Origin of the sequence: Methanobacterium sp. (genome assembly GCF_038562635.1) — an archaeon.
Lineage (GTDB): Archaea > Methanobacteriota > Methanobacteria > Methanobacteriales > Methanobacteriaceae > Methanobacterium_D.
Map to the genome: position 1 here is coordinate 1,771,341 of NZ_JBCFBO010000001.1, position 23,630 is coordinate 1,794,970.

A 23,630-nucleotide genomic window follows, 5' to 3' on the forward strand; every position below is an offset into this window, starting at 1 on the left:
TGATCAACCGCTCAAAAATTCGTAGAATTTTTGGCCCCCCGAAAATCCCTCAAAATTCGTAGAATTTTGGGGCATCGAAAATTTTTAATTTTCGAAAGCTATGATTTTCGAGGGCTTTTTCCTAAAAATGTTGAAAGGTGGAAGATTGAGGATGAAAACCTCAAAATAACAATTAAAAAAACACAATGAGGTAACAAACCTCAAATAACTCTTAAAAATATACACTAATTAAATATATTAACTACAGCGTGATATCATGACCCTAACAGATTCAGAATGTAAATTTGTAAAAAAAGAACTGGGACGAGACCCCAATTCATTGGAGTATGGTATGCTTGACATAATGTTTTCAGAGCACTGCTCCTATAAAAGCAGCCGTCCTATTTTAAGATTATTCCCAAACGAAGGTAAACATGTTATCCTTGGTCCCGGAGACGATGCGGGAATTGTTGAATTGACAGATGAACTCGCACTTGTTATTGGAATGGAAAGCCACAACCATCCATCCGCAATTGAACCTTATGGTGGTGCTGGAACAGGTATTGGCGGTATACTTAGAGATATCATTTCTATGGGTGCCAAACCGATTGCATTACTTGATTCATTAAGATTTGGACCTCTTGAAGACCAAAAATCAAGGTACATATTTGAATATGTGGTAAAAGGAATTTCAGATTATGGAAATAGAGTAGGAGTCCCAACTGTCGGTGGAGAAATTGAATTTGATGATAATTTCAAATTTAACCCGCTTGTAAATGTTATCTGTGCAGGGCTTGTTAATAAAAGCGATATTGTATTAGGTTCTGCACCTAATGTAGGTGATATCTTTGTCCTTATGGGAGGTACCACAGGAAGAGACGGAATACATGGAGTAACATTTGCATCTGAAGAGCTTACAACTGAATCTGAACTCGAAAGCAGACCTGCAGTTCAAGTAGGAGATCCTTTCACTAAAAAAATGGTTATGGAAGCTACATTTGAAGCACTTGATAAAATTGACGTGGTTGGACTCAAAGATTTAGGCGGCGGAGGCCTGACATGCTGTGTTTCAGAAATGGCTGCTAAAGGCGGAAATGGGGCTGAAGTAGAACTTACAACAATTCCACTTAGGGAAGAAGGAATGACACCATATGAAATAATGCTTTCGGAGTCCCAGGAAAGAATGATTTTTGTTGTAAACCCTAAAGATGTGGACGCGTTAATGGAAATATTCAATAAATACGAACTTCCAGCAGCAGTTATTGGCAAAGTTACAGATACTGGTAGCTTAGTTTTGAAAAAAGAAGGCGAAGTTATAGCAAATGTTCAAACAGAACTTCTTTCAGATCCTCCAGTTGTTAACAGGGAATCATGTAATCCAAAAGAAAAAGGATGCGGACCATCTGAATCTGCGGAATATCAAGAAGTAGAAGATATCGATCCTCAGGAATCTCTTCTCAAACTTCTCTCCTCACAGAACATCGCAAGTAAAAGCTGGGTTTACAGGCAGTACGATCACGAAGTACAGATTAGAACTGTTATTAAACCCGGCGATGATGCAGCAGTTCTTAGAATTGATGATGAAAAGGCCATTGCACTTACCTCAGACTGTAACAGTATACACACAAAGCTCGATCCATACCATGGAGGGGCTGGAGCAATTGCAGAAGCCATAAGAAATGTTGTTTCAATGGGTGCTGAACCAGTATGCGTTGTTGATTGCCTGAACTTTGGAAACCCTGAAAAACCAGATGTTTTCTGGCAGTTTAAAGAATGCATCAAAGGAATGTCAGACATTGCAAACAAATTTGAAACTCCAGTAATAAGCGGTAACGTTAGTTTTTACAACGAAACTGAAGGAGTAACTGTAAATCCTTCCCCAGTTGTGGGTGTTGCAGGTCTAATGAATATAAAAGACATTAGAACTATGGATTTCAAAAATGAAGAAGATAAAATCATATTAATCGGTAAAACTTATCCTGAGCTTGACGGTTCCCAATACCATAAAGAAATTTTTGACATTGTCCAGGGAAAATCTCCAAAGGTGAATATGGATGCTGAATTTGAATCTTCAGAGGCAGTTCTAAAAATAATTCATGAAGATGAAAATGATGCGGTAACAGCGGTTCATGATTGTTCAGCTGGAGGAATAGCCGTTGCAGTTGCTGAAATGGCAATTTCAGGTGATCTTGGAGCAACTATAGATGTTTCAAAGGTGCCTAAAGAAGATAATATAAGTGATGCTGAAACATTATTTTCAGAGTCCAACGCAAGATTCATTGTTACAGTTAAAAGTGAATATGTGGATGAAATATTAAACAAAATAAATGCTCCTGCAGCAGTTATCGGAGAAGTTGGAGGTAAAACTTTAACTATTGACCAGAATCTGATAAATGTAGATATTGAAAAGCTCAAAGAATCATATTATGGAGTAATAGAAAAATTCATGGCTTAATTAGCATGATACAAAATTTTACGGCCTGATGATATGGAAAAAGAGAACTTCAGACAGTTGATTCATGCATCAGGTATCTTTATTGTTTTTGTAAATATTTTTTTAAGCCCCCTCATTGCCATACTCACGTGTATAACAATTGTGCTTATTGTAGAAGCTATTTTTAGAATCGATGAAAATAGAAAAGTATTCTTCTTTTCTTTTATTTTAAGGAAATGCAAACGGGAAAACGACGAACGAGGGTTTGTCTATTTCTTTATTGGAATTATACTGACACTTTATTTATTTAAATTTAACATAGCTATTGCCAATGCTGCAATACTAATTTTTTTACTGGGAGATTCTGCATCCACCATATTTGGAAAAAGATTTGGAAAAACACGGCTACCATTCAATGAAAGGAAAACTGTAGTGGGAACATCTGCATTTTTTATTGTTGCATTAATCGGTGCATTAACTCAACTTCCATTGACTCCTGCATTAGTTGGAGCATTATGTGGTGCTATAACTGAAGCATACAGCCCTATAGATGACAATATTCCAATTCCAGTGATAGCCGGTATTGCAATGAGTTTAGTAGTATACCTTATATAGTAAAGAGATGAAACAATTAATTTCAATATCAAAGTTAATCTTGACACACAATTGAAAATTAAATTAAGCCGGTGAAATATTGCGTCTAAACAAGTTGAATATCATTGGAATCATTATGATTCTTTTTGCAGTCTTACTCGCGGTTACAAGTTTTCTGGACAGTACCATCCTAACACTTACGTACCATCTTATGGAAGGGTCATCTAAAGGTAAATCCCTAATTCTTTTTGCAGTTATGGGCAGTTTCCTGTTACTTTACCCTTTATTCCAATCAAATGGACTAATTGGAAAGAGAATATCATCACTAAGCCCTAGCTTAAAAATAGATGCCCAGAAGTATCTTAAATTCACCATAATAACTATATTCTTTACATATATAGTTGGACTGCTCATTGAAGTCTGGATAAGAATAAAACTTGGCGTGTCCCTTTTCACCATGTTCGTGTCTTATACTGGAAATGAATTCAGCACAACTGCATTAACACATAGTCATGCGTTTAAATCAGTTTTAGGCTATGTAATTCACTCGATGGGAATACACGTTTCTTCAACTATAAATACTGGAGTCCCACTTGCACAGTATACTGTTCCATTCTCACTTATCATCTTAATTACATTCCCCCTGATTTATATAGCAGGAATAACTGCTTTAAGTGAAAAGAGAGACCTTTATAAAGTTTTGCTCGCATTTTTCCTGACCCTCTCCTTTATTACAATGCTTGATGGAGGAATGCTTGATTACCCTGCATGGATTGCTCTTGCGGGTCTTCTAATAATTTATTATGTCAGCAAAAAACCTTTTTCACCGCGAGATTTGTATAAGCCGGCCCTCATAATGGCATTGATTATTATTCTCAGAGTTTCAATCAGTGTATTTGGATCTAATACTGATTTTCATGAATTAACAATTATAGACCCTGTAGACAACATAAACCTAAATGGTTACGATGTTTTAAGTATTCAAAAAGAAGGAAATAAAACAATAGTTGAATTACCCGGAAATCTATCTGATAAACCGCTTTTACTCAAATTGATTCCTGATTTAAAAGGTCAGTGTAGTGGGTTCGCACTTTCATGGAATTATAAAGCCTGGGTATAACTCAGCAACGCCAAAATTTTATTTTTAACCGTGAATTCCATGTCAAGCCTGTGAAAATAAGGTCTTGCATGCCGCACCTTCGTGCGGTAAAAAAAATTAATTTAGAAAACTAAAAAACAGAAGAAATAACATTATTCAAGATAACTTTTGCTGATATTTTTTCCCATTTTAATCATACGTTCATTAAACTCAATGAACTTACTTAAAATTTCCTCTCGGCGCTCTAAAATTAGTCTAACCAGTTGATATTCAGTTGAAATTTTCAAATCCCTAAAAAATACAGAATTAGTATCTCTTACTACCAATATATCTCCTTCAGCCACACGTAGCCTGTAAGAAGTATTGGCGATGATTTCTATTTCATCTCCATCTTTTGTATAACTATTTACTATTTCTGCAATTCTATTCAGTTCAGCATATATCCTGCTTTCAATTTCCAAGCGTTCCTCATGTAATTTTCTAAGATCTTCAGACATGATACCACAAGAATAAATTTATATTAAAAATATTTAAATCTTTGTTAAATCTTTAAGAAATAATTAGAATTAAAAGCCATACATGTTATTTATATGCTAAAACAGATTTGTTATTATATATTTTAAAATTTCATGGCGTAAATCCAAATTTAGATTCATATAATCCGCTTAACCTACCAAAATACCAAATTTAATACATAAATAAAAATTTAGAGCCTAATAGCTCTTTCATGTCTAAAGTATGTTACAGCCAGTGCAAAAATTAGGGTAGATGCTAAAATCGTAGGAATGAAAAATAATATCATATCCCATGAGATAATTGGAGTTGAAGATAATTTAACCATTAGAACTGTTGGAATAATATTTAAAATTCCTTCAAGATAAGGCATTTTTATAAAGAGAGGCATAAAGAAGATAAATGTTGCAAACATTAAAGCAAGTGTTATAGCCGAATTTGCCTCTTTAGTACTGTCAACAAGCATAGATATCAATATCCCCATCCCAATAAATGCTAAACCAATGAAAACAAGCATGAAAATTAAAACAAACACGTTATAAATTGGAACCCCAAGCAAATTCAGTAAAATGATCCATGCAATGCTCTGAATCAGTGAAAATGAAAGAATAGGTAAAATTTTTCCAATTACTACCATTGAACTTGAAATAGGAGTCATAAGAATCATTTCAAATGTTTTTCTCTCTTTTTCCCCCACAATACTATCTGTTACTATGTTACTTGCAAGGAAAAACGGGAGGAGGAGAACAAATGGAACTATGAATCCATACATTATTTCCACAAAATAAGAAGTATTTAAGGCCAATTTCGCTATGTTATCCTCATTAATATTTATTTGATTTAAAATCACTGGATTTTCAATTTTCTGGATCATTTCTTTACTTATTCCTGCAGATTGCAGTTTCTTTTCTAATTTAAATTTATTTACAGCATCACTTATTTTTTCAGATACTATTGGGTAAAAAGGATTAGATGTATCTGATTGAACAAGTATATCCTGTTTTGGAGAAGATGAAACCGTAACTACAGCAATTAATTCTGATCCAAGCAATTTATCAGCTTTACTCATATTTTTGAAATAAACTACATTCAGTTTTTGGGCACTTAGATCATTTGCAATGGTTGAATTTTTCAAATCTTCAGAAATCCCCACTGTAAGATGGGATGTAACTCCAAACTTATCCAGGAGTCCAGGATCAGTTATAACAGCACTTCCTACCCCCAAACCAAACGCCCCAAGAATTATAAATATCTGAACAAACACAACCATGATGTAAATTCGGTTAGTCAATATATCTTGAGCTTCTTTTTTTGCAAGTGCGATTACCTTCATTTTATCTCCTGTAAATTACAAATGATTAAATTCATATGTAAATCTTTTTAGTTAATTTCCTAAAAGCCCCCTGGCTTAATATGCACATAAAATTTACATCTAATTCATCTTTGAAATATTCTTAATACCAACTAATTCAAGGGCCAACCTTACTATACCTGGCCTTGGTCCAAACATTATATCATCTCTTTCAAAGAGTTTTATTGTAATCCAATATGATATGGCACTTATAATAAGTATAGAAATGATTGGAATCATTAAATCTGTCATAGAGATGGGATCACCTGAAAACAGGCGCATTACAAGGGTCATTGGAGAGATGTTAGCTGCGGCTGACTTACTTGAGATATAAGCAAGGGCTGGGATCACGAGAAATCCAACAATCCCTATATAAATAAAGCTTAATCCAATCCCTGCCTCTTTATAATTCTTAGAATATGCTGCTATGACACTTGTTATCCCCACGATCGGAATAGAGGTTAATATAATCACTAAATAAACTAAAATAGGATTTTTAAGGTCAAAACCTGCCACTAACAGTATAAGAATCCACAGTGCTACTTGAACAGCTATTACTAAAACTACTGCCAAATTTTTTCCAATTATAATTTCTCCATGGCTCAAAGGCATGGCTATCAATATTTCTCCTGTTTTCCTCTCCTTTTCACCTACAATACTGTCGATGATCATATTTCCAAAAAGGAAAAGGGGAAGGAAAAGCAGGATTGAAACCATCATTTTTTTAATAAGCTGTAATGGTAAGGACTCTCCTTTTTTTTCTTCCCTAACATCAGGGTCAATTGTACTTGTGGAAGGAACCAGTGAACTTATCCATTGATTAGAGATAGAAGAAGAAATAACTTTAACTGTAGAATTTACCTCCTCAGTCACCACACTCCTCTTCGGATCGGCATAATCAACAAACAGATTTAAAGTAATAGGTTGGAAAGTATCTATTTTACCAATAGAATTTTCAGGAACAATCAACGCAGCTGTGGCCTTACCACTTTTAACCTGGTTTACCGATTCATTACTTCCGAGTGGAGTTATACCAAGAACTTCATGATTCAATTGTTTTTCAAATAAGCCACTTGTATCTGAAACGCCCATTGAAGCAAAATTAGTCAAAGATGGAGATAACGTAACGCCGTTTTCAGATTCTATATTGCCAATAAACATGTTTAAGAAAACTATCATTAAAACTAAGACAGAAAGCTGCATTAAAAAGATCATCAAAAACTTTCTGCTCGAGAGGGTATTTTTAAACTCCCATTTAGTTATAGTTGAAAATCTCATGATAAAACCCTGAAATATCTATTTCACAGCATGAATGAATACATCCTCAAGTGACGGCTCTTTAGTATTTACAGATGCTACATTATGTCCAATCAAGCTAACTATATCTGAAATGTCTTCTTTAGAATTTAAAGATACTTCCAGATTTTTACCCTTTAAGTTTACATTTTCTACAGAATTAAAATTAAGAATTTTATCAGTATCTATATCTGCATGGTTAATTTTTATCTGGAGTATAGTTTGACCGTGAATTTTTGCCTTAAGATAATCAGGAGTGCCCATATCCCTGATTTTACCTCCACTTAAAATCGCGACCCTATCACAGAGAGCATCGGCTTCTTCCATGTAGTGAGTGCACAAAATTATGGTCTTTTCACCTTTAAGGTCTTCTATAAAACTTCTAATTGAAAGTGCAGTAGCAGGGTCCAGTCCCATTGTAGGTTCATCAAATATAATGATTTCTGGATCGTGGATTAAAGCCCTTGCAATACCAATTCTTTGACGTAGCCCCTTTGAAAATGTGTTTATTTTATGTTCTGCGCGATTTTCCATTCCAACAAGCTCAAGAAGCTCATAAACTCTATCGTTAAGCTTTTCTTTTGGGACCCCATAAAGTTCACCAAAATATCTAAGCAGATCGCGTGCTTTAAACCTTTCATATAAATTTGGCTCTTCTGGAAGGTACCCTATCATTGATTTAGTTGTAATTGGATCTTCCAGAACATCGTGTCCACCAACAAAAACAGTCCCCATATCTGGTTTCAATATACCACATATTATCCGTATTGTAGTGGTCTTTCCAGCTCCATTTGGCCCTATGATCCCTAAAAGCTCTCCTTTCTTAATATTCAGGCTTAAATTATCTAAAGCCTGTATTTCACCAAAATATTTAGTGAGAGAGTCTATTTTAATCATATCTTCTTTTAAGTCCAAGGTTTAACCCCTTAAAAACTGTTAAAATCCCTTAAAATCTGTGATTTTGGGGATCCTCAAACGCGAAGCATTCAAAAATCTCTGATTTTTGATGCGTCAAAATTCTTATAATTTTGACAGCGTTTGGGACATGTGAAAACCTTTGGTTTTCACGGTTGCGGAACATTAAAAAATCTCCGATTTTTTATGCAACGAAAAATGCAAAGCATGCAAACACTTCGTGTTTGCTGTTACAAAATCGTAGATTTTGTAAACATTTTTCTCCTGCTTTGTTCTGCAAACATCGGAAATCTTGATTTCCAAATGTTCGAAAAATCTTTTTGATTTTCTCAACCTCAAAAAATTTTTTATTTTTTTGGGCCGTCGAACACATGGTGTTCGGGCCCTACAAATCTTTGATTTGTGGCCAAGGAAACATAGTTTCCTACGGCTTAGAAATCAGAGCAGTCGAAAATTCATAGAATTTTCGTCGCGTCAAAATTTTCAATTTTGACAGATTTCGAAAGGTTCAAAAAATTCATAGAATTTTCCTCAACTTTAGCGTTTGAAAGTTAATTCTTAATTTGTACTGTTTAAATATTTAGAGATATTGATTAGATGTGTTATCTAATATTAATAGTTTATACAAATCTGACAAACAGAAAGCAACTCCTTGTTTAATATTTGATACTATCCAACTTTTTATTGCAATATTTAATCAAATAATAACTTTAAAAGTGGTAGCACAAAACATTAATAATAAAAAATACTTAAATTATCTTATTGTAAAACACGTTCTTCAAGTGTATTTCTCCTTAATTAGATTTATAAAAACGTGGTAAAATGGAAAATGAAAATAAATATAAGAAAGCTGCTTTTGCAGCAGGCTGTTTTTGGGGTATTGAAGAAACATTTAGGACTACAAAAGGAGTCATATCTACTGCGGTAGGTTACATGGGAGGGCATACAGAAAATCCGACCTATGAAAATGTTTGTTCTGGAAGAACTGGCCATGCGGAAACAGTAGAATTGACTTATGATCCTTCGGTGATCACCTACAATGAATTACTGGATATTTTCTGGAAGATCCATGACCCCACAACGCTTAACAGACAGGGGCCAGATATAGGTGAACAGTACAGATCTGTAATTTTCTACTACGACAGCGAACAGGAAAAAGCAGCACGTGCTTCAAAGGAAGAACTTCAACAATCTGGTATGTATAATCGAGATGTTGTAACCGAAATTGTACCTGCAGATAAATTCAAATTTTACATGGCTGAAGATTACCATCAGCAGTATTTGAAAAAAAGAGGACGCAGCAGCTGCAGATTCTAAAATAATTTGCATATAAAAGATATAATTAATTTTATTTCATTTTTTGTGCCTAAAAACATGTTAATTATTTGACATGATATAATAGAGTAATACAAAATAGTGATTTTTGACATAAATTACAAGTGTATTACAAAAATACTATTTAGGAAGAACTTAGATAATTTCCAGACATACATTGCAAGTGTATAACGAATTAATTCAAAAATACTGGTTTTCAATAAGTACAGTCCCTACCACTTAAAATTGCTCCAAATAATTTTCTACTATGGCATCAACTATACACGGCGCATTCCATCCTATGATATCTGCAGCAGCTTCTTCAAGCTCAGGAGGTACATTTTCCATACCGTAAGGCCTGATGACAATTATGGGCTTTTCTAATTTATTTGAAATGTCTATTTGCTTCTTTATAATATCTTTATACTTATTGTATAGCCCTGAAAGAATTATTACAACTCCTACAGGCATTATCTGTTCTTGAAGCTCTTCTCCAGTGATCTTATCTTTTTCAAGTATCCCATAGTTTTTAAACTCAAAATCATGTGCTGCTGCCAATTTCTCAGTAAACGTGTTATATTCTTCCTCATTTTGACCTATATGGCTTATAAATATATTATATAATCTTGATTCTGATTCAAACATTTCATCCACCTACAATTTAATGATCATTTAATTATCATTAATAGAAATTATGGATAAAATTGGTAATTTATTTTTTGATTTAAAAATAGAAATACTTAAAATCTAAAAAGAGGTAAAGGGTTTAAAACGATCTTCACCTCTTAAACCGTAGCTCAGCCCTAACGAATCATGGATTTAACTGCATGTATTATACAATTAAATAATTATATCCATAAGCTCTGTAAGGAACTGTTTTCCATTTTCCGTTTTGGTATAGTTGAACTGATCTGTGTCTGCTGGAATAACTTGTCGCGTATTGAATTACTCTTGATTTGTAGCCTGCAGCTTTGAATTTATTGTTTAAATATGCACTGTATGCCCAACAATCACCTGCATGGTATTTAACTAAGCCAGAAGCAGTACTAACTCCACTTCGGTAGCCGTATCCTGCAGCTGATTTCATAATTGAGTTTAATTTTGGGTCGCTGAATGTATCTGCTTTACCGCTTGAGGTATAAGATGAACTACTGGAACTTGATGCTGCTTTAACTGTACTGGTTTTGTATTTATAATAATATTTCCAGGTATACTTCCAAGTGTACTTCCATGTATAGTACCATCTACCGTGGGATTTATACCAATGTTTATACCAGTGTTTGTACCAGTGCTTATACCATACTTTAACTTTTACACTGGACGCTGCATTCACTTTCAAAACGTCTGTGTGTTCGTTTAGACCAATTTGAGCATTATCATCCGATGCACTTTGGTCCGATGCCCCCACCGCAGAGGGCAAAATGCTTATTGCCATAGCTATTGCTATTAGCAAAGCATACATAGATTGTCGCTTAATTATACCGCCTCCGTGTCCAAAAGTATTAATACACCTACTTAGTACTTCTTGGACAAAACAATAATCAACTTACAGCATATATAAATGTTTTGGTTTTTTTGTCAAAAAAAAGCCTTTATAGCTCTCTTTTTTAGATTTAAGACTCTTTTAAAGTGTATTTAAATGTCGAATTACAGATTAACGCGTTTAGTTTGTATTTTTACTAAATTAGCTCTAATTAAACCCCATTTGAAAAAATTGTCACTAATTGATGCTATTATACATCTAAATTACACGCTCAAATTATGTATAGTATTTACTATCAAGTTCATTCATACATATAATCCTTATACGCATATAAATGTCAAAAATACAATCTACAATATGCTATTTACAGAATTAGCCATTAAATATATGTTATAATAGAAATGATACAAAATTTCATATTTTCCAGATTAATTGAAAATATTATTATTTAAAATGCCCTTCAAAAGTCGATTTATAGTACAGCCAACCCCATAAAACTATAACTTACATACAATCATATACATAACTACTTTTTATACTCAAAATCCATTACAATCAAATTACGGAAGTAGACTGAAATGTTCATATCTGAATTGATACCAGTTAAGGATGCGCTAAAAATCATAGACAACATTGAAATTAAACTTGATATTGAAAGGATTCCTCTTGAAGAAGCATATAATAGAGTCCTTGCAGAAGATATAAAAGCACTTTTAGATTCTCCCTCCTTTGACCGATCTGCTATGGATGGTTATGCAGTAAAAGCTGAAGATACATTCGGATCCTCTGAAACCAGTCCTGCATATTTAAAAGTTGTAGATAGAATAGGTGCTGGCGATACGTCAAAAATAGTTTTAAAGCAGGGTGAAGCTATAAAAATCGCTACTGGGGCACCAATACCAGAAGGTGCAAACGCAGTTGTCATGGAAGAGTATACCTACGAAGAAAACAATGATTTGGAAGTTTCAAAAACATTATTTCCAGGGGAAAATGTTGCCCCCTTTGGAGAAGATTTTAAAAAAGGTGATGAACTCCTAAAATCAGGGGAAATCTTAAGACCTCAAGATATTGGGATAATAACGTCTGCAGGCCATGATACCGTAAATGTATTTAAAAAGCCCAAAATAGGTGTGATAACTACTGGAAACGAACTTGTAATGTCTAAATCAGAGATTAAAGGGGCTAAAATTATAAATTCAAATTATTATACACTAAAAGCACTCGTTGAAAGTACTCTTGCAGTTCCAGAAGTTACCCATTGCGTTGACGATGCACAAAAAGTAAAAGAACAAATTGAAATATTTTTAAAGTCATATGATGCCATAATAACCACTGGAGGCACTGCCATAAGTAAAGGAGATGTTGTGGTAGATGTGGTTGATAAAATGGGAGAAGTTTTAATTCATGGAGCAGCTATAAGACCTGGAAAGCCCTTTGGATTTGGAGTAATAAATGAAACCCCCATATTCATGCTTTCAGGATATCCTGTAGCTTCAATGGTGCAGTTCGATATTTTCACTCGCAATTACCTTCTTAAAATGCAGAATATTCATAAAGAGTTCTCAATCATTAAAAAAACAGCATCTAGAAAGATTGCGTCAACACTTGGCAGAACAGATTATGTTAGAGCAAAAACAGAAGGCAATTTAGTACATCCCCTTAAAATAGATGGATCTGGAATTATAAGATCTATGGTTGAATCCGACTGTTATATCTTGATAGAAGAAAATGTTGAGGGTATAAACGAAGGCGAAGAATGCGACGTTTTACTTTACCATTCGTTAAAGGTATAACTAATTAGATTCATAGTTAAATTTTCAAACTGACAAAATTTATAATTAATATTACGATATAAATAAATATTAACAAATAATAATTTATTATGTGGATTTAAAGGTGATCATGTGGACCCTTATTATGTAATAGAACTTTATGCTATAGCATTTGTTGTTATATGGGTTTTAGCCCTTTTATTTAAGGACAAACTAAAAATTGATGTAAGTGGCCCTCTTTTAATGAGGAGAACTACTCGACTGAGGGATTTTATTGACTCTATTGCTCAAAAGAGTCCCCGATTCTGGCGATGGAGCATGAATATTGGAATACCCATAGCTGTATTTTTTATGTTCCTAATGCTTATTCTACTTGCATATACACTAATAATGGCAATATACGGAATAGTTATTGGTCATGGAGGGGGAGCGGCAGCAGCAGGTGTAGGTGTTGCAATTCCAGGATTGGCCATTCCAGGATCTTCATTCACCGTACCATTTACATATGGATTAATTGCACTTGTAACTGTCATAGTTTTTCATGAGTTTGCACATGGAATCCTGGCAAGGACTGAAGGGATTAAAATCAAATCAATCGGACTACTATTACTTGCCGTTTTACCAGGTGCATTCGTTGAACCTGATGAGGAAGAAGTTAATAAAGCTTCCCGACCTGCAAAACTCAGGATTTATGCCGCAGGATCTATATCTAACCTTGCTGTGGCAGCTGTTGCCATATTACTTATGAATCTGCTGGCATTTTCATTTGTTGGTCCTTCTTTCCATCCGCAAGGAGTAGAAGTCCAAAATACAATGCCTAATACTCCTGCTTATGGAGTTTTGCAAAACGGAATGGTTATAACTCATGTTAACGGCTACGAAGCGACAAATATAAGCACATTTACGGATATACTAAACACTAAGGTTAAGCCCGGTGAAGAAGTTAATATTACGACTAATCAAGGTACGTTTAAACTTAAGGCAATGGCAAACTCTAACAATACAAACCATGCTTATCTAGGAGTAATTGTACAAAATCATTTGACTGTTAATCAAGATGTTACCAGTAAATATGGAGATATAATACCATGGTTCCTGTACAGTTTATACTGGTTATTCTACTGGATAGGCTTTTTAAACCTCGGAATTGGAACTTTCAACTTGCTTCCTTTAAAACCTCTTGACGGAGGATTAATGTTAGAAGAGCTCTTAAATTATGTAACATCAAGCGAATTAGCAAATAAAATTACAAAAACTATTTCAATAATTTCACTCGCACTTGTCGTAGGTTTATTTAGCGTGCTTTTCGGGTCATTAATTGTATAAATGGCTTTATTAAGCCATAATACTATTTTTTTTAATAAATTAATTCTTATCCGTTTTCTCTACCCTACTTATAGCCTTTTCAAATGCCTCTTTATGGAAATTAGCTGCCATCTCCTTTTTACACTCATCATCAGTGAACAATCTCATTTTTGGTGCCCTACAAGGATAATGCTGCAATTTAAGGCCTGCTTTAACAGGTAAATCTTTTAAATCCTGCCCTATCATTTCTTCAGCTACAAAATACGTTGATCCACATGGAGAAGACCTTAAAACTTCTATATCAACAATTTTGTCTCCCTGGCAGTTTACCCTAACAATTGGCCTTCCAAATTTGGATACAAACTCATCAAATACAGGATTACCATTTTCTTGAAGATCACACATGTTTTCAGGGCATGTAACATTTCCCAATCTTTCAAGCTGATTTTTAAACCCTTCCCCTCTCCAGGCAGCCACAATTACCCACCCTACATTATCATGGATCATTTCAACAAGGTCAAGAGCAAGATCCGGATGAAGAATATAAGTTATCAGTATATCTGCACCTTCCAGCCGTTTCAATGCATCCTCAGGAATCTCAATTTCATCCATGAACATGGATACAGGCGGTTCAAGCTCAACAAAATCCGCGTCAAATTCTTTACTTATATATTCATATGCACGTTCTCCATACGGACCATCTGTAGCTATTGCAATTTTTAACATCTTTTCAATCTCCTAGTTCCCATTTACATATATTCAAATTATTTTACTAAATCTTCAATTAAACCAACAATTTCTGGATTAATAAGTTTATAGTGTATCCATACTCCCTCTTTACGTCCTTTGATAAACCCTGCATTTTTAAGTACATTTAAATGATGTGAAATAGTTGATTGGGGCTTTTCAAGAGCCATAATTATTTCACAAACACACAGCTCCCCGTCCTGCAATAAATAAAGTATTTTAAGCCGGGTCGGGTCTGAAATTGCTTTAAATTGATCTGATCTGACTTCAAAAGTTTTATCAGAAGGAATTTTAGATAAAATTTCCTTTAAATTTTCTATCTGGTCATTACAGGGTTTTCCCTTGCCGGTAATTTCACATGTTTTCATAGTTATCCCTGTTAAAAAGCTCAAATTTCGGAATATTTTTCACTCTTTAAATGTGTTAATTTAATCATGCTTTTTCTTTTATCCATTTCTTGATTTCATCTACTGATGGAAGTCTTCCCATTGATTTTATTTCACCTTCAACTGCGAATCCAGGCATGGACATTAAGCCTGCTTCTAATATTTTATCCATATCTTGAATTTTAACGATTTCTATATCCATATCTAATTCTTTTACTGCTTTTTTTACAGCCTTTTCCAGTGCTTTACAATTAGCGCATCCAGTACCGTATACTTGAACTTTCATTTTTTATCACCTTTCTCGGTTTAAATTTTGTCATAAAATGATTTTAACCTATTATGAAATTAAACAGGTATCCTATCAAAATAATAGATACTGCCAGTATTCCAACAAACACTGCCAGAAGCTTTGGTTTCAACACTTTCCTTAAAATTATCATTTCAGGAAAAGAAAGTGCCGTAACAGACATCATAAATGCCAGTGCAGTACCTACAGGAATACCTTTTTCAATAAACACTGCTACTAACGGTATAATACCTGCAGCATTAGAATATAAAGGAACTCCAATAAGAACAGCTACAGGAACTGCTAAAGGATTACCTGGACCAGCATACTTGACTAATAGTTCAGCAGGAGCGTATCCATGTATTAGCGCACCTATACCTATTGCTATAATTACATATGGAGTGACTCTCTTTAAAATGTCGACCATATAGTCCCAACCATATTGAGCACGTTCTTTTAGTGTCATTTTTTCTAATCCAGTTACATTACTACCCGTAGCTTCCATTTTTTTCAGCATTTCATAAACATAGCTTTCAACTTCGCCTTCCAGTTTAAGCCTTCCTATAATTATACCTGCAGCTATAGCTATTATGAGCCCTGAAAGAATATATAAACCAGTTATTTCCCACCCTACCATTCCTAAAAGCAGAATAACTGCTATTTCATTTACCATTGGTGATGAAATCAAAAAAGAAAATGTTACACCCAGAGGTATGCCCGCCTCTACAAAACCTATGAATAAAGGCACCGCTGAACATGAACAAAATGGAGTAATAGTACCTAGGAGAGCTGCCAGTATGTTGCCTAAATACTCGTTCTTCCCGCTGACAATCTGTCTTATCTTAACAGGCGAAATATAACTCCGGAAAAATGATATTACAAATATTAAAACAGCGAGTAAGATCAATATCTTAATAGTATCATATATAAAGAAATTGACTGCGCTCCCCAATGAAGAAGTCTGATTTAAGCCCAATAATGTGTATGTAAGGTAATTAACCATTTCCTGTAATATATCTGCCAAATTATCGCCAACTTTTTTTTAAAGTTTCATTATTTAACTGCCTTAATTTGAACACTGGTGATTTTTCCTACCAGCCGTTCGTCCATGTTTGGCTCTGTGAAATAGTGCTGTTCCACAGTTTGGATATCTTTAAATCCTGCTTCTTTTATTGTATCCAAATAAGCTCCTTTCTCCATAGCTCCTGCAATGCAGTTAGACCATGCGTCAAAACTGCGTTTAATCTCTCCAGGAATATTTCCCTCTGTCACCAGATCTGATACTAAAATATGCCCTCCCGGCCTTAAAACCCTAAAAGCTTCTTTATAAGCTACCAATTTATCAGGCGTAAGGTTAATTACGCAATTACTTATAATAACATCTATAGAATCATCATTAACGGGTAAATTTTCTATTTCTCCCAGTTTAAATTCAACATTTTCATATTTACCTTCTTCAGCATTTTTAACGGCAGTTTCTACCATTTCTTCAGTCATATCTACTCCAATGACTTTACCCGATTCGCCAACCTTGTTTGCTGCAAGAAAAACATCTATTCCCCCGCCAGATCCAAGATCCAATACTGTTTCTCCTTCTTTAAGATCTGCAAGTGCAGTAGGATTGCCGCATCCGAGCCCAAAAACAGCTTCTTCAGGTATACTTTTAATATCTTCCATGGTATACCCTGCAGCTTTAGCCTGTTCAATTGTTAAATCAACTCCAGAGCAGCAAGAACAATAAGATTCTTCTTTTGTCGCTATTTTTGAGTATCTACCCTTTACAAACTCCTTAATTTCTTTTTCGTCCATTATATGCACCATTTCAAATAAGTTTAATTCTATATATCCAAATATATGGATATATTAAATATAAAATTATTGATTTTTCATATAAAAAACAACAAAAATTCAAGCTTATATACTTTGAACTTACAAAATTCATAGTGTCTAATTCCGAAAGGTGAAAAAATAAATGAAAATAGCAATAGTAGGTGCTGGAGCCGGTGGGCTTTCAACAGCCTCTAACATAAGAAAATACAATAAAGATGCGGAAATAACTGTAATTACCATGGGGAAACATATTGCTTATTCCCCTTGTGCTATCCCCTATGTTTTAGGTGGGGAAGTAGAGAATTTTAAGGATATCATTATGCATGAAGCAGAAGATTACCTTGAAAAGAACATAAAGATCATAACTCAAGCAGAAGTTTTTGACATATCAAGCAGCGAAAATAAAATAAAATACCGTCTTATAAACGAAAAAACAGAAGAATATGAATTATCCTATGACTATCTCATTATAGCAACCGGGGCAAGTTCATTCATCCCTCCAATTGAAGGTACTAACCTAAATGGTGTTTTCAAGCTTAGGACCCTTGAAGACGGTCTTAAAATCAATGAATGGGCTGAAAAAAGCCAAAATGCAGTGATTATAGGGGCGAGTTTAATAGGTGTAGAAGTATCATATGCACTCCGGCAAAAGGGCCTTAATGTTACAATGACTGAGATGCTACCTCAAATCATTCCAAGGTCACTGGATCCAGATATGGCAACAATAGTTCAGGATTACCTGGAAAAACACGGCATAAACGTGATTTTAGGGCAGGGAATTGACAAAATCATAGGCGATGAACATGTAGAAGGGGCTGTCTTTGAAGACAATGTTATAGACGCTGATCTGGTCATAATGGCTACTGGAGTCCGGCCTAAAACAAAATTAGCCGAAATGGCAGGGTGTGAACTTGGAAAATGGGCAATAGTGGTCAATGAAAAGATGCAGACATCCATACCAAACATATATGCAGTTGGAGATTGTGTAGAAGTATTCGACGCGATAACTGGAGAGAGCACTCAATCCATGTTAGGAACAACTGCTGTAAGACAGGGAAAAATCGCAGCCAAAAATATCGCAGGAATAACTGCTGAATTTAAACCAGTCCTAAATTCCAATGTCTCCAAAGTTGGAGAACTTGAATTTGGTGCTGTAGGCCTAACAGTTGCATCAGCACGGCAAAACGGAATAGATGCGACATATGGTAAAATTAGAGCTCTTACCAAAGCCCGTTATTATCCTGGGGCAAAAAGAATTGATGTTAAAATTATAAATAATCTTAAAGGACGGATTATTGGATGTCAGCTGATTGGGGAAGAAAGAGTTGCAGAAAGAGTAGATATAATGTCACTCGCTATAATAAAGGGCGTTACCTGCTCTGAACTTGCAACTACAGAATTTTCCTATGCCCCTCCAGTTTCAATGGTTACAGATCCAATTATTCTGGCTGCAGAAGATGCTTGCAGTAAATTAAAATCAGTTAATAAGGAAGAACAAGATTAGTTCTCCTAAAACTTTTTTATTTAAATTTTTAACGCTAAAAAAATTATAATTAACTTAATTATCCAATTAAGCTATCTAAACTTATTCACTTTCTTGCTCATTTTTAAAAGGAACCGCGAATTTTTTCTCAATTTCCTGCCTGTAAAGCGTGTTCATGGAGCAGAAAGGTATAATTCTTCCGTCTGGAACTGCATAGTGTATTACACATCTTCTAACTCTATCCTGATCAAAATTCCATGGATCCATGAAGTGCATGCATGCAATAAGCAGTGACTTTTTATGAAAATCTCCAAGTGCAGAATAGGACCTTTCTTTAAATACTGAGGTCAATATTTTCTTTATATCAACTGATTCTGGTGCTTTTGACGTGTCTATAGTTTTGGGAAGTCCAACTGTTGCCCTTGCTATAGTTTTAGCTTTGCCAGTTAATCCTCCTTTTTCAATATCTTCAGCACTTTTTGTTAAAAGGCCGAATAATCTATCTACATCTATAAACTGTGTAACTGGAATAATTTTATCATCATCAATAAAAATATAAGTAGCAGCACCACAATGAGGATGGCATGTAAATGTAACCTGCTCTTTACCTTCTATAGCCGCGACAAACTCAGAAATTGGGACAACAGATGATGCAGGGTAAAAATCTTCTACTTTAATTTTAGATTCAGTCTGCTCCTCAACTAATTTCTCAAAATCAGGGATTGTTACACGCTGTTCTTCTACTTCATCTGCCGGTGTTCTACCTGCAAATGAAACAGGCTGGAAGTTAATTCCCCTTATAATATCAATATTATCGATTGCAAATCTTATTATATCCCCTACTTGCTGGTCATTTATCCCCTTTATAAGTGTTGGAACTAAAACAATTCCTAAATCTACTTTTCTACAGTTTTCAATTGCCTCTAATTTAGTTGAAAGTAAATCTCTGTTCCTTATTTTGAGGTATGGCTCCTCTGTAACTCCATCAAATTGCAGGTAAACAGTGTTTAATCCTGCTTCTTTAAGCTCTCTTGCAAGGTTTGGATTTTTCGCAAGCTTTATACCATTTGTAGCTATCTGAGTATGTGTAAAACCTTCCTCCTTGGCAAGCTTAACTAGATCAACTATATCTTTCCTGACGGTTGGTTCCCCTCCAGCATACTGTATTGCAGGAGTTGAAACAGGCTGATTATTCCTTAAATTCTGAAGCATACCCCTTATCTCTTCATATGTCGGTTCATAGAGACTTTTTGAAACAGCGGCATTTGCAAAACATACGGGACATTTCATATTACACCTGTTTGTAACATCGATAAGACCCAGAATAGTGTGGCTTTCATGTTCATGGCATAATCCACAATTTGAAGGGCATTCACCATTTAAAGCAGTTTGAGGATTTTCAATTCCTTCCCCTTTATGATCATACTCCGCCGCGTTTTTATAAAGTTCATCGCTGCTCCAGTATGTATTTTCAAACTTTCCATGCTCGTCGCATTCTTTTATTATCTTAACCCGGTCTTCACCTTCATCAACTTCAGCATCAATAATTTGAAGACATTCCGGACATAAACTCTTAGTCTTTTTTATAACCATTATAATACCTCCAGCATCCAATTGGACTTTAAAAATTAAAATTAAATAATTATGATAAATTGTATCCCTTTTGAAGCGTGTTAAATCCCCTTTTACGTTTCACCTCTTAGGTAGTACAACCTATTTCAATAACGTATTTTATTATTGCCAAATCCATATTTTAAAAAATCTACAAGACTACTTGAATTTTCAAGCACTTTTTCCATTTTATAGTCTTCTTCTTCATCAAACATTTCGTTAAAATGGAATACCATATAGTTCAATATTTTTAGGATGAAATCCTCAGAAAATCTATTATTAAAATCTCCATCTTTAATAGCTTTTTTGATTCTTTCCTCAAGCCATGCTTCCTTATTTCTCTCAAGGATATTTTTCGCATATTCGTAAATTTCACTTTCCCTTTCCTTCCGGAACATTATACCCAGTTTAAAATACTTGGGAAATGCAACTGCAAACTCATAAGCTATCTGGACCTGCACTTTAAATCTTTCAAAGATATCTTTTCCTTTAAGATCATCAATACATCCTTTCATACGGTCATTTATGAATTTGCACTCAGCTTTATGGGCAGATTGAAGTAAAAACACGTAAAAAGCCTGTTTATCTTGAAAGTGATAGTAAAAGGTACCTTTGCTGATACCTGCATTTTTAAGGATAATATTTAAGGAAGCATTTTCGTAATTTTTCGCTGTAAATTCATCTAAAGCCGCCTCAATAAGTTCATTTTTTCTTTTAAATGACTTTTGTTCCATTTAATTTATCCTCCATCAGATGGCCTATAAATGAAAGCAGTATATCCTTTTAATCTTCAATACATACACTCTCAATATATACTGGTTTTAAGTGTATTGCAAATATAATATATAAACCTGATGGTCTAGACTATGCAGTCTACAGAATTAAAATTGTTTAAAATAAAAATAGTTTAATTTTGAGGAATTTTCTTAAATTTTATAAAAATTTAAATACTTTCCTTTTCTTAAACTTTTGAAACCTTTTTCAAATGTATCTTATGACCATATCCTTTTTGTTCTTTACTGATTCTATACCTGTAACCTGTAGCCTCTTCAAGTGCCATTGCTGAAGTATTGGTATAAGGACATGTTGTTATTAAGACTCCTTGTTTTTCAAGCTGCTTACACAATCCAAAGAAACGGCAATTTTTTATTTCAAGTTCGGCTTCTCCATCCCTAACCTCATATTCCATATCTCTTGCAAATTTATGTTTAATGAAATATTCTTTTACAGATTGAAAAGCAGATTCTCCATTTGTAAACTCAACACCGTCTTTTTTCAATTCATTGGTAAACGTACGGCCTATTTCTCTAGTTACAGAGTAAGATCCCCTCCCAGATATTGTCCAGAGGCCGTGTGTTAAAGCCAGTATCATAAGAGCCATTGGACCTTCCCCTTCGGATCCTATCTTTTCATCTTCAAGGGGGAAAAACTGATCCTTTTCTATACCGCATATTGGGCAAACCCAGTCTGCAGGAAGATCTTTTAAATCGGTACCTGCTTCAATTCCATTTTCAGGGTCTCCACTACTTGAATCGTAAATATAACTGCATATATCACACTTGTATCTCATTTTATCATCCAATTAACTTTTTTTACCATGATTAAGATTTTTAAGCTTTAGAAAATTTTTATATATCGTTTGGCTTTACCCGAACTATTTATATATTATACACAAATAATGCATATAAATGTTGCTATCTAACTTAAAACCGTAATTAAAAGCAGCTAAAGAGTAATACAGAGAAGATAATCTAAAAATCCATAAAAACATAAATTATAGCCTCAAATCAAATAATAATCTACTAATTACAGAATATGCTTAATAAAACATTCCCAACAATAAAAAAAAAGTAGACCCTTGAAAATTGTATATTTTCAAGGGCGTGAAATGAGAACTTTACTCATCTATCCTAAAATTGCTTTAATATCTTCTTTTGGGTCTCCAATTGGTTTTATATCGTAATTTTCGACCAGTACATTTAGAATATCTTCATTTACCCATGCAGGTATAATTGGACCAAGGTAAATACCTTTAATTCCAAGTGCAAGCAAGCTCCAAAGGATTGCAACGGCTTTCTGCTCCATCCAGCTTAAAACAAATGTGAGTGGAAGCTCGTTTATCTCCAGGCCAAATAATTCTGAAAGTGCAGCTACAATGTCAATTCCAACTATTGCATCGTTACATTGACCAAGGTCTATTAATCTTGGAACTCCCTCAATATCACCAAGCTGAAGGTCATTGTACCTGTATTTACCGCATGCAAGTGTCAATACAACTGTATCTTCAGGTAAATTTTTGACAAATTCTCTATAATAGCTTGTTTTTGGCATTGGGGAATCACATCCTCCAACTACAAAGAATCTCCTTATTTTTCCCGCTTCTACTAATTCTTTAATTTTTGGGGCAAGTGAAAGGACTGTGGAAGCTCCAAATCCTGTTGTAAATACTTTTTCTCCAGGTTCATCTGGAAGTTCTGGTAAAGATTTTGCTTTTTCAATTACTGGGGTAAAGTCGTAATCGTCTATATGCGGGACTCCAGGTAACTGTGCAACTCCTGATGTGAACATTCTTTCTTTATATTCATCTGTTGGTATTAATACACAGTTCGATGTTCCAAGTATTGCGACAGGGTACTTTGAAAATGTTTTCCTCTGATCGAACCATGGTCCCCCAAGTTGCCCGACAAGATGGTCGAATTTTTTAAATTCAGGATATCCATGTGCAGGAAGAAGCTCTGAGTGTGTGTAAACGTTAATTCCTGTCCCTTCTGTTTGTTTAAGCAGTTCATATAATGCTTTAAGGCTGTGACCCGTAGCAACGATACCATGACCTTTTACAGTTCCAGTTTTTACTTCTGTTGGTTCAGGTTCGCCGTATTTTTCTATAAGAGCTTTCTTTAAAAGCTGCATTGTTTTTATGTTCATTTCCCCTGATTCAAGAGCAAGTTTTACAAATTCTCCTGTATCCTGGTTAACATTTGTTAGTGTAGAGTAAAATCCTCTTTCTAAAAATCCATCTACTTCTGGATCGGTATATCCCAATTCTCTTGCGTGGTAAAGATATGCAGATATACCTTTAATTGAAAACAATAGATTGTCTTGAAGTCTTGCAACTGTTGCTCCCTTTCCACAAACACCTTTTACTGTACAACCAGTTCCTCTAGCAGTTTGAGAGCACTGATAACAAAGCATATCTAAGTCTTCTTTTACAGGTGGACAACTTCCGCCTCCT

General features: G+C 34.5%; 22 protein-coding genes. 7 read left to right on the forward strand and 15 right to left on the reverse strand.

All coding sequences use genetic code 11. The features are described 5' to 3' along the window. Positions 1-256: 256 nt before the first annotated feature. The 3 genes from purL (at position 257) to AAGU07_RS08560 (ending at position 4,127) form a co-directional block, all read left to right on the forward strand. Positions 257-2,434: a phosphoribosylformylglycinamidine synthase subunit PurL gene (gene purL / locus AAGU07_RS08550; protein ID WP_342458688.1), complete on the forward strand. Its 2,178-nt coding sequence runs from the start codon at positions 257-259 to the stop codon at positions 2,432-2,434. Positions 2,435-2,467: 33 nt separating this feature from the next. Beyond that, the gene (locus tag AAGU07_RS08555) at positions 2,468-3,028 is read left to right on the forward strand and encodes a phosphatidate cytidylyltransferase (RefSeq protein ID WP_342458689.1); all 561 of its coding nucleotides are present in this window, start codon (positions 2,468-2,470) and stop codon (positions 3,026-3,028) included. 79 nt (positions 3,029-3,107) lie between these two features. Further along, a complete protein-coding gene (locus tag AAGU07_RS08560; protein WP_342458690.1) occupies positions 3,108-4,127 on the forward strand; it encodes a hypothetical protein in 1,020 nt (339 codons plus the stop codon). Positions 4,128-4,258: 131 nt separating this feature from the next. Here the strand turns inward: AAGU07_RS08560 and AAGU07_RS08565 are convergent, their stop codons facing one another. The 4 genes from AAGU07_RS08565 to AAGU07_RS08580 form a co-directional block, all read right to left on the reverse strand. After that, the gene (locus AAGU07_RS08565) at positions 4,259-4,603 is read right to left on the reverse strand and encodes a hypothetical protein (protein WP_342458691.1); all 345 of its coding nucleotides are present in this window, start codon (positions 4,601-4,603) and stop codon (positions 4,259-4,261) included. A gap of 209 nt (positions 4,604-4,812) precedes the next feature. Beyond that, complete coding sequence (locus tag AAGU07_RS08570) at positions 4,813-5,952, reverse strand: ABC transporter permease (RefSeq protein ID WP_342458692.1); 1,140 nt, start codon at positions 5,950-5,952, stop codon at positions 4,813-4,815. Between the two features lie 99 nt (positions 5,953-6,051). After that, positions 6,052-7,248, reverse strand: a complete 1,197-nt coding sequence (locus AAGU07_RS08575; RefSeq protein ID WP_342458693.1) for an ABC transporter permease — start codon at positions 7,246-7,248, stop codon at positions 6,052-6,054. An 18-nt stretch (positions 7,249-7,266) separates the two neighbouring features. Continuing rightward, positions 7,267-8,181, reverse strand: coding sequence for an ABC transporter ATP-binding protein (locus AAGU07_RS08580; protein WP_342458694.1), 915 nt, complete (start codon positions 8,179-8,181; stop codon positions 7,267-7,269). 822 nt (positions 8,182-9,003) lie between these two features. Between AAGU07_RS08580 and msrA the strand changes: the two genes are divergently transcribed. Then, complete coding sequence (msrA, locus tag AAGU07_RS08585) at positions 9,004-9,498, forward strand: peptide-methionine (S)-S-oxide reductase MsrA (protein ID WP_342458695.1); 495 nt, start codon at positions 9,004-9,006, stop codon at positions 9,496-9,498. Positions 9,499-9,735: 237 nt separating this feature from the next. Here the strand turns inward: msrA and AAGU07_RS08590 are convergent, their stop codons facing one another. Both AAGU07_RS08590 and AAGU07_RS08595 read right to left on the reverse strand, forming a co-directional pair. Then, entirely contained in the window at positions 9,736-10,140 is a 405-nt protein-coding gene (locus tag AAGU07_RS08590; RefSeq protein WP_342458696.1) for a TIR domain-containing protein, read from the reverse strand. A 187-nt stretch (positions 10,141-10,327) separates the two neighbouring features. Then, the gene (locus tag AAGU07_RS08595) at positions 10,328-10,957 is read right to left on the reverse strand and encodes a hypothetical protein (RefSeq protein WP_069583971.1); all 630 of its coding nucleotides are present in this window, start codon (positions 10,955-10,957) and stop codon (positions 10,328-10,330) included. A 599-nt stretch (positions 10,958-11,556) separates the two neighbouring features. Here AAGU07_RS08595 and glp point away from each other — a divergent pair. Together glp and AAGU07_RS08605 are read left to right on the forward strand one after the other, a co-directional pair. Beyond that, positions 11,557-12,771 carry a gephyrin-like molybdotransferase Glp gene (gene glp / locus AAGU07_RS08600; RefSeq protein ID WP_342458697.1) on the forward strand — a complete coding sequence of 405 codons (1,215 nt, stop codon included), beginning with the start codon at positions 11,557-11,559 and terminating at the stop codon, positions 12,769-12,771. A gap of 111 nt (positions 12,772-12,882) precedes the next feature. After that, positions 12,883-14,076: a site-2 protease family protein gene (locus AAGU07_RS08605; protein WP_342458698.1), complete on the forward strand. Its 1,194-nt coding sequence runs from the start codon at positions 12,883-12,885 to the stop codon at positions 14,074-14,076. 39 nt (positions 14,077-14,115) lie between these two features. Here AAGU07_RS08605 and AAGU07_RS08610 read toward each other — a convergent pair whose 3' ends face one another. The 5 genes from AAGU07_RS08610 to arsM form a co-directional block, all read right to left on the reverse strand. After that, positions 14,116-14,781, reverse strand: coding sequence for a DUF166 domain-containing protein (locus tag AAGU07_RS08610; protein WP_342458699.1), 666 nt, complete (start codon positions 14,779-14,781; stop codon positions 14,116-14,118). 38 nt (positions 14,782-14,819) lie between these two features. Continuing rightward, the gene (locus AAGU07_RS08615) at positions 14,820-15,170 is read right to left on the reverse strand and encodes a metalloregulator ArsR/SmtB family transcription factor (RefSeq protein WP_342458700.1); all 351 of its coding nucleotides are present in this window, start codon (positions 15,168-15,170) and stop codon (positions 14,820-14,822) included. Positions 15,171-15,234: 64 nt separating this feature from the next. Continuing rightward, on the reverse strand, positions 15,235-15,474 hold the full coding sequence (locus tag AAGU07_RS08620) for a thioredoxin family protein (protein ID WP_342458701.1): 240 nt from the start codon (positions 15,472-15,474) through the stop codon (positions 15,235-15,237). A 43-nt stretch (positions 15,475-15,517) separates the two neighbouring features. Beyond that, positions 15,518-16,498: a permease gene (locus AAGU07_RS08625; protein ID WP_342458702.1), complete on the reverse strand. Its 981-nt coding sequence runs from the start codon at positions 16,496-16,498 to the stop codon at positions 15,518-15,520. 29 nt (positions 16,499-16,527) lie between these two features. Next, positions 16,528-17,283, reverse strand: coding sequence for an arsenite methyltransferase (gene arsM, locus AAGU07_RS08630; protein WP_342458703.1), 756 nt, complete (start codon positions 17,281-17,283; stop codon positions 16,528-16,530). 163 nt (positions 17,284-17,446) lie between these two features. Here arsM and AAGU07_RS08635 point away from each other — a divergent pair, with 163 nt between their 5' ends. Further along, on the forward strand, positions 17,447-18,808 hold the full coding sequence (locus AAGU07_RS08635) for an FAD-dependent oxidoreductase (RefSeq protein ID WP_342458704.1): 1,362 nt from the start codon (positions 17,447-17,449) through the stop codon (positions 18,806-18,808). 81 nt (positions 18,809-18,889) lie between these two features. Here the strand turns inward: AAGU07_RS08635 and tes are convergent, their stop codons facing one another. The 4 genes from tes to hcp form a co-directional block, all read right to left on the reverse strand. Beyond that, a complete protein-coding gene (gene tes, locus AAGU07_RS08640; RefSeq protein WP_342458705.1) occupies positions 18,890-20,380 on the reverse strand; it encodes a tetraether lipid synthase Tes in 1,491 nt (496 codons plus the stop codon). Between the two features lie 125 nt (positions 20,381-20,505). After that, positions 20,506-21,132, reverse strand: coding sequence for a TetR/AcrR family transcriptional regulator (locus AAGU07_RS08645; protein ID WP_342458706.1), 627 nt, complete (start codon positions 21,130-21,132; stop codon positions 20,506-20,508). Positions 21,133-21,359: 227 nt separating this feature from the next. Beyond that, a complete protein-coding gene (locus AAGU07_RS08650; RefSeq protein WP_342458707.1) occupies positions 21,360-21,968 on the reverse strand; it encodes a rubredoxin in 609 nt (202 codons plus the stop codon). Positions 21,969-22,303: 335 nt separating this feature from the next. Beyond that, on the reverse strand, positions 22,304-23,590 hold the full coding sequence (gene hcp, locus AAGU07_RS08655) for a hydroxylamine reductase (RefSeq protein ID WP_342459362.1): 1,287 nt from the start codon (positions 23,588-23,590) through the stop codon (positions 22,304-22,306). Between the last annotated feature and the right edge of the window lie 40 nt (positions 23,591-23,630).

Bases quoted from the DNA above. Each gene is read 5' to 3' on its own strand.
- purL (WP_342458688.1), top strand. From the start codon at position 257: ATGACCCTAACAGATTCAGAATGTAAATTTGTAAAAAAAGAACTGGGA.
- AAGU07_RS08555 (WP_342458689.1), top strand. From the start codon at position 2,468: ATGGAAAAAGAGAACTTCAGACAGTTGATTCATGCATCAGGTATCTTT.
- AAGU07_RS08565 (WP_342458691.1), bottom strand. From the start codon at position 4,603: ATGTCTGAAGATCTTAGAAAATTACATGAGGAACGCTTGGAAATTGAA.
- AAGU07_RS08570 (WP_342458692.1), bottom strand. From the start codon at position 5,952: ATGAAGGTAATCGCACTTGCAAAAAAAGAAGCTCAAGATATATTGACT.
- AAGU07_RS08575 (WP_342458693.1), bottom strand. From the start codon at position 7,248: ATGAGATTTTCAACTATAACTAAATGGGAGTTTAAAAATACCCTCTCG.
- msrA (WP_342458695.1), top strand. From the start codon at position 9,004: ATGGAAAATGAAAATAAATATAAGAAAGCTGCTTTTGCAGCAGGCTGT.
- AAGU07_RS08590 (WP_342458696.1), bottom strand. From the start codon at position 10,140: ATGTTTGAATCAGAATCAAGATTATATAATATATTTATAAGCCATATA.
- AAGU07_RS08595 (WP_069583971.1), bottom strand. From the start codon at position 10,957: ATGTATGCTTTGCTAATAGCAATAGCTATGGCAATAAGCATTTTGCCC.
- glp (WP_342458697.1), top strand. From the start codon at position 11,557: ATGTTCATATCTGAATTGATACCAGTTAAGGATGCGCTAAAAATCATA.
- AAGU07_RS08610 (WP_342458699.1), bottom strand. From the start codon at position 14,781: ATGTTAAAAATTGCAATAGCTACAGATGGTCCGTATGGAGAACGTGCA.
- AAGU07_RS08615 (WP_342458700.1), bottom strand. From the start codon at position 15,170: ATGAAAACATGTGAAATTACCGGCAAGGGAAAACCCTGTAATGACCAG.
- AAGU07_RS08620 (WP_342458701.1), bottom strand. From the start codon at position 15,474: ATGAAAGTTCAAGTATACGGTACTGGATGCGCTAATTGTAAAGCACTG.
- arsM (WP_342458703.1), bottom strand. From the start codon at position 17,283: ATGGACGAAAAAGAAATTAAGGAGTTTGTAAAGGGTAGATACTCAAAA.
- AAGU07_RS08635 (WP_342458704.1), top strand. From the start codon at position 17,447: ATGAAAATAGCAATAGTAGGTGCTGGAGCCGGTGGGCTTTCAACAGCC.
- tes (WP_342458705.1), bottom strand. From the start codon at position 20,380: ATGGTTATAAAAAAGACTAAGAGTTTATGTCCGGAATGTCTTCAAATT.
- AAGU07_RS08645 (WP_342458706.1), bottom strand. From the start codon at position 21,132: ATGGAACAAAAGTCATTTAAAAGAAAAAATGAACTTATTGAGGCGGCT.
- AAGU07_RS08650 (WP_342458707.1), bottom strand. From the start codon at position 21,968: ATGAGATACAAGTGTGATATATGCAGTTATATTTACGATTCAAGTAGT.
- hcp (WP_342459362.1), bottom strand. From the start codon at position 23,590: ATGCTTTGTTATCAGTGCTCTCAAACTGCTAGAGGAACTGGTTGTACA.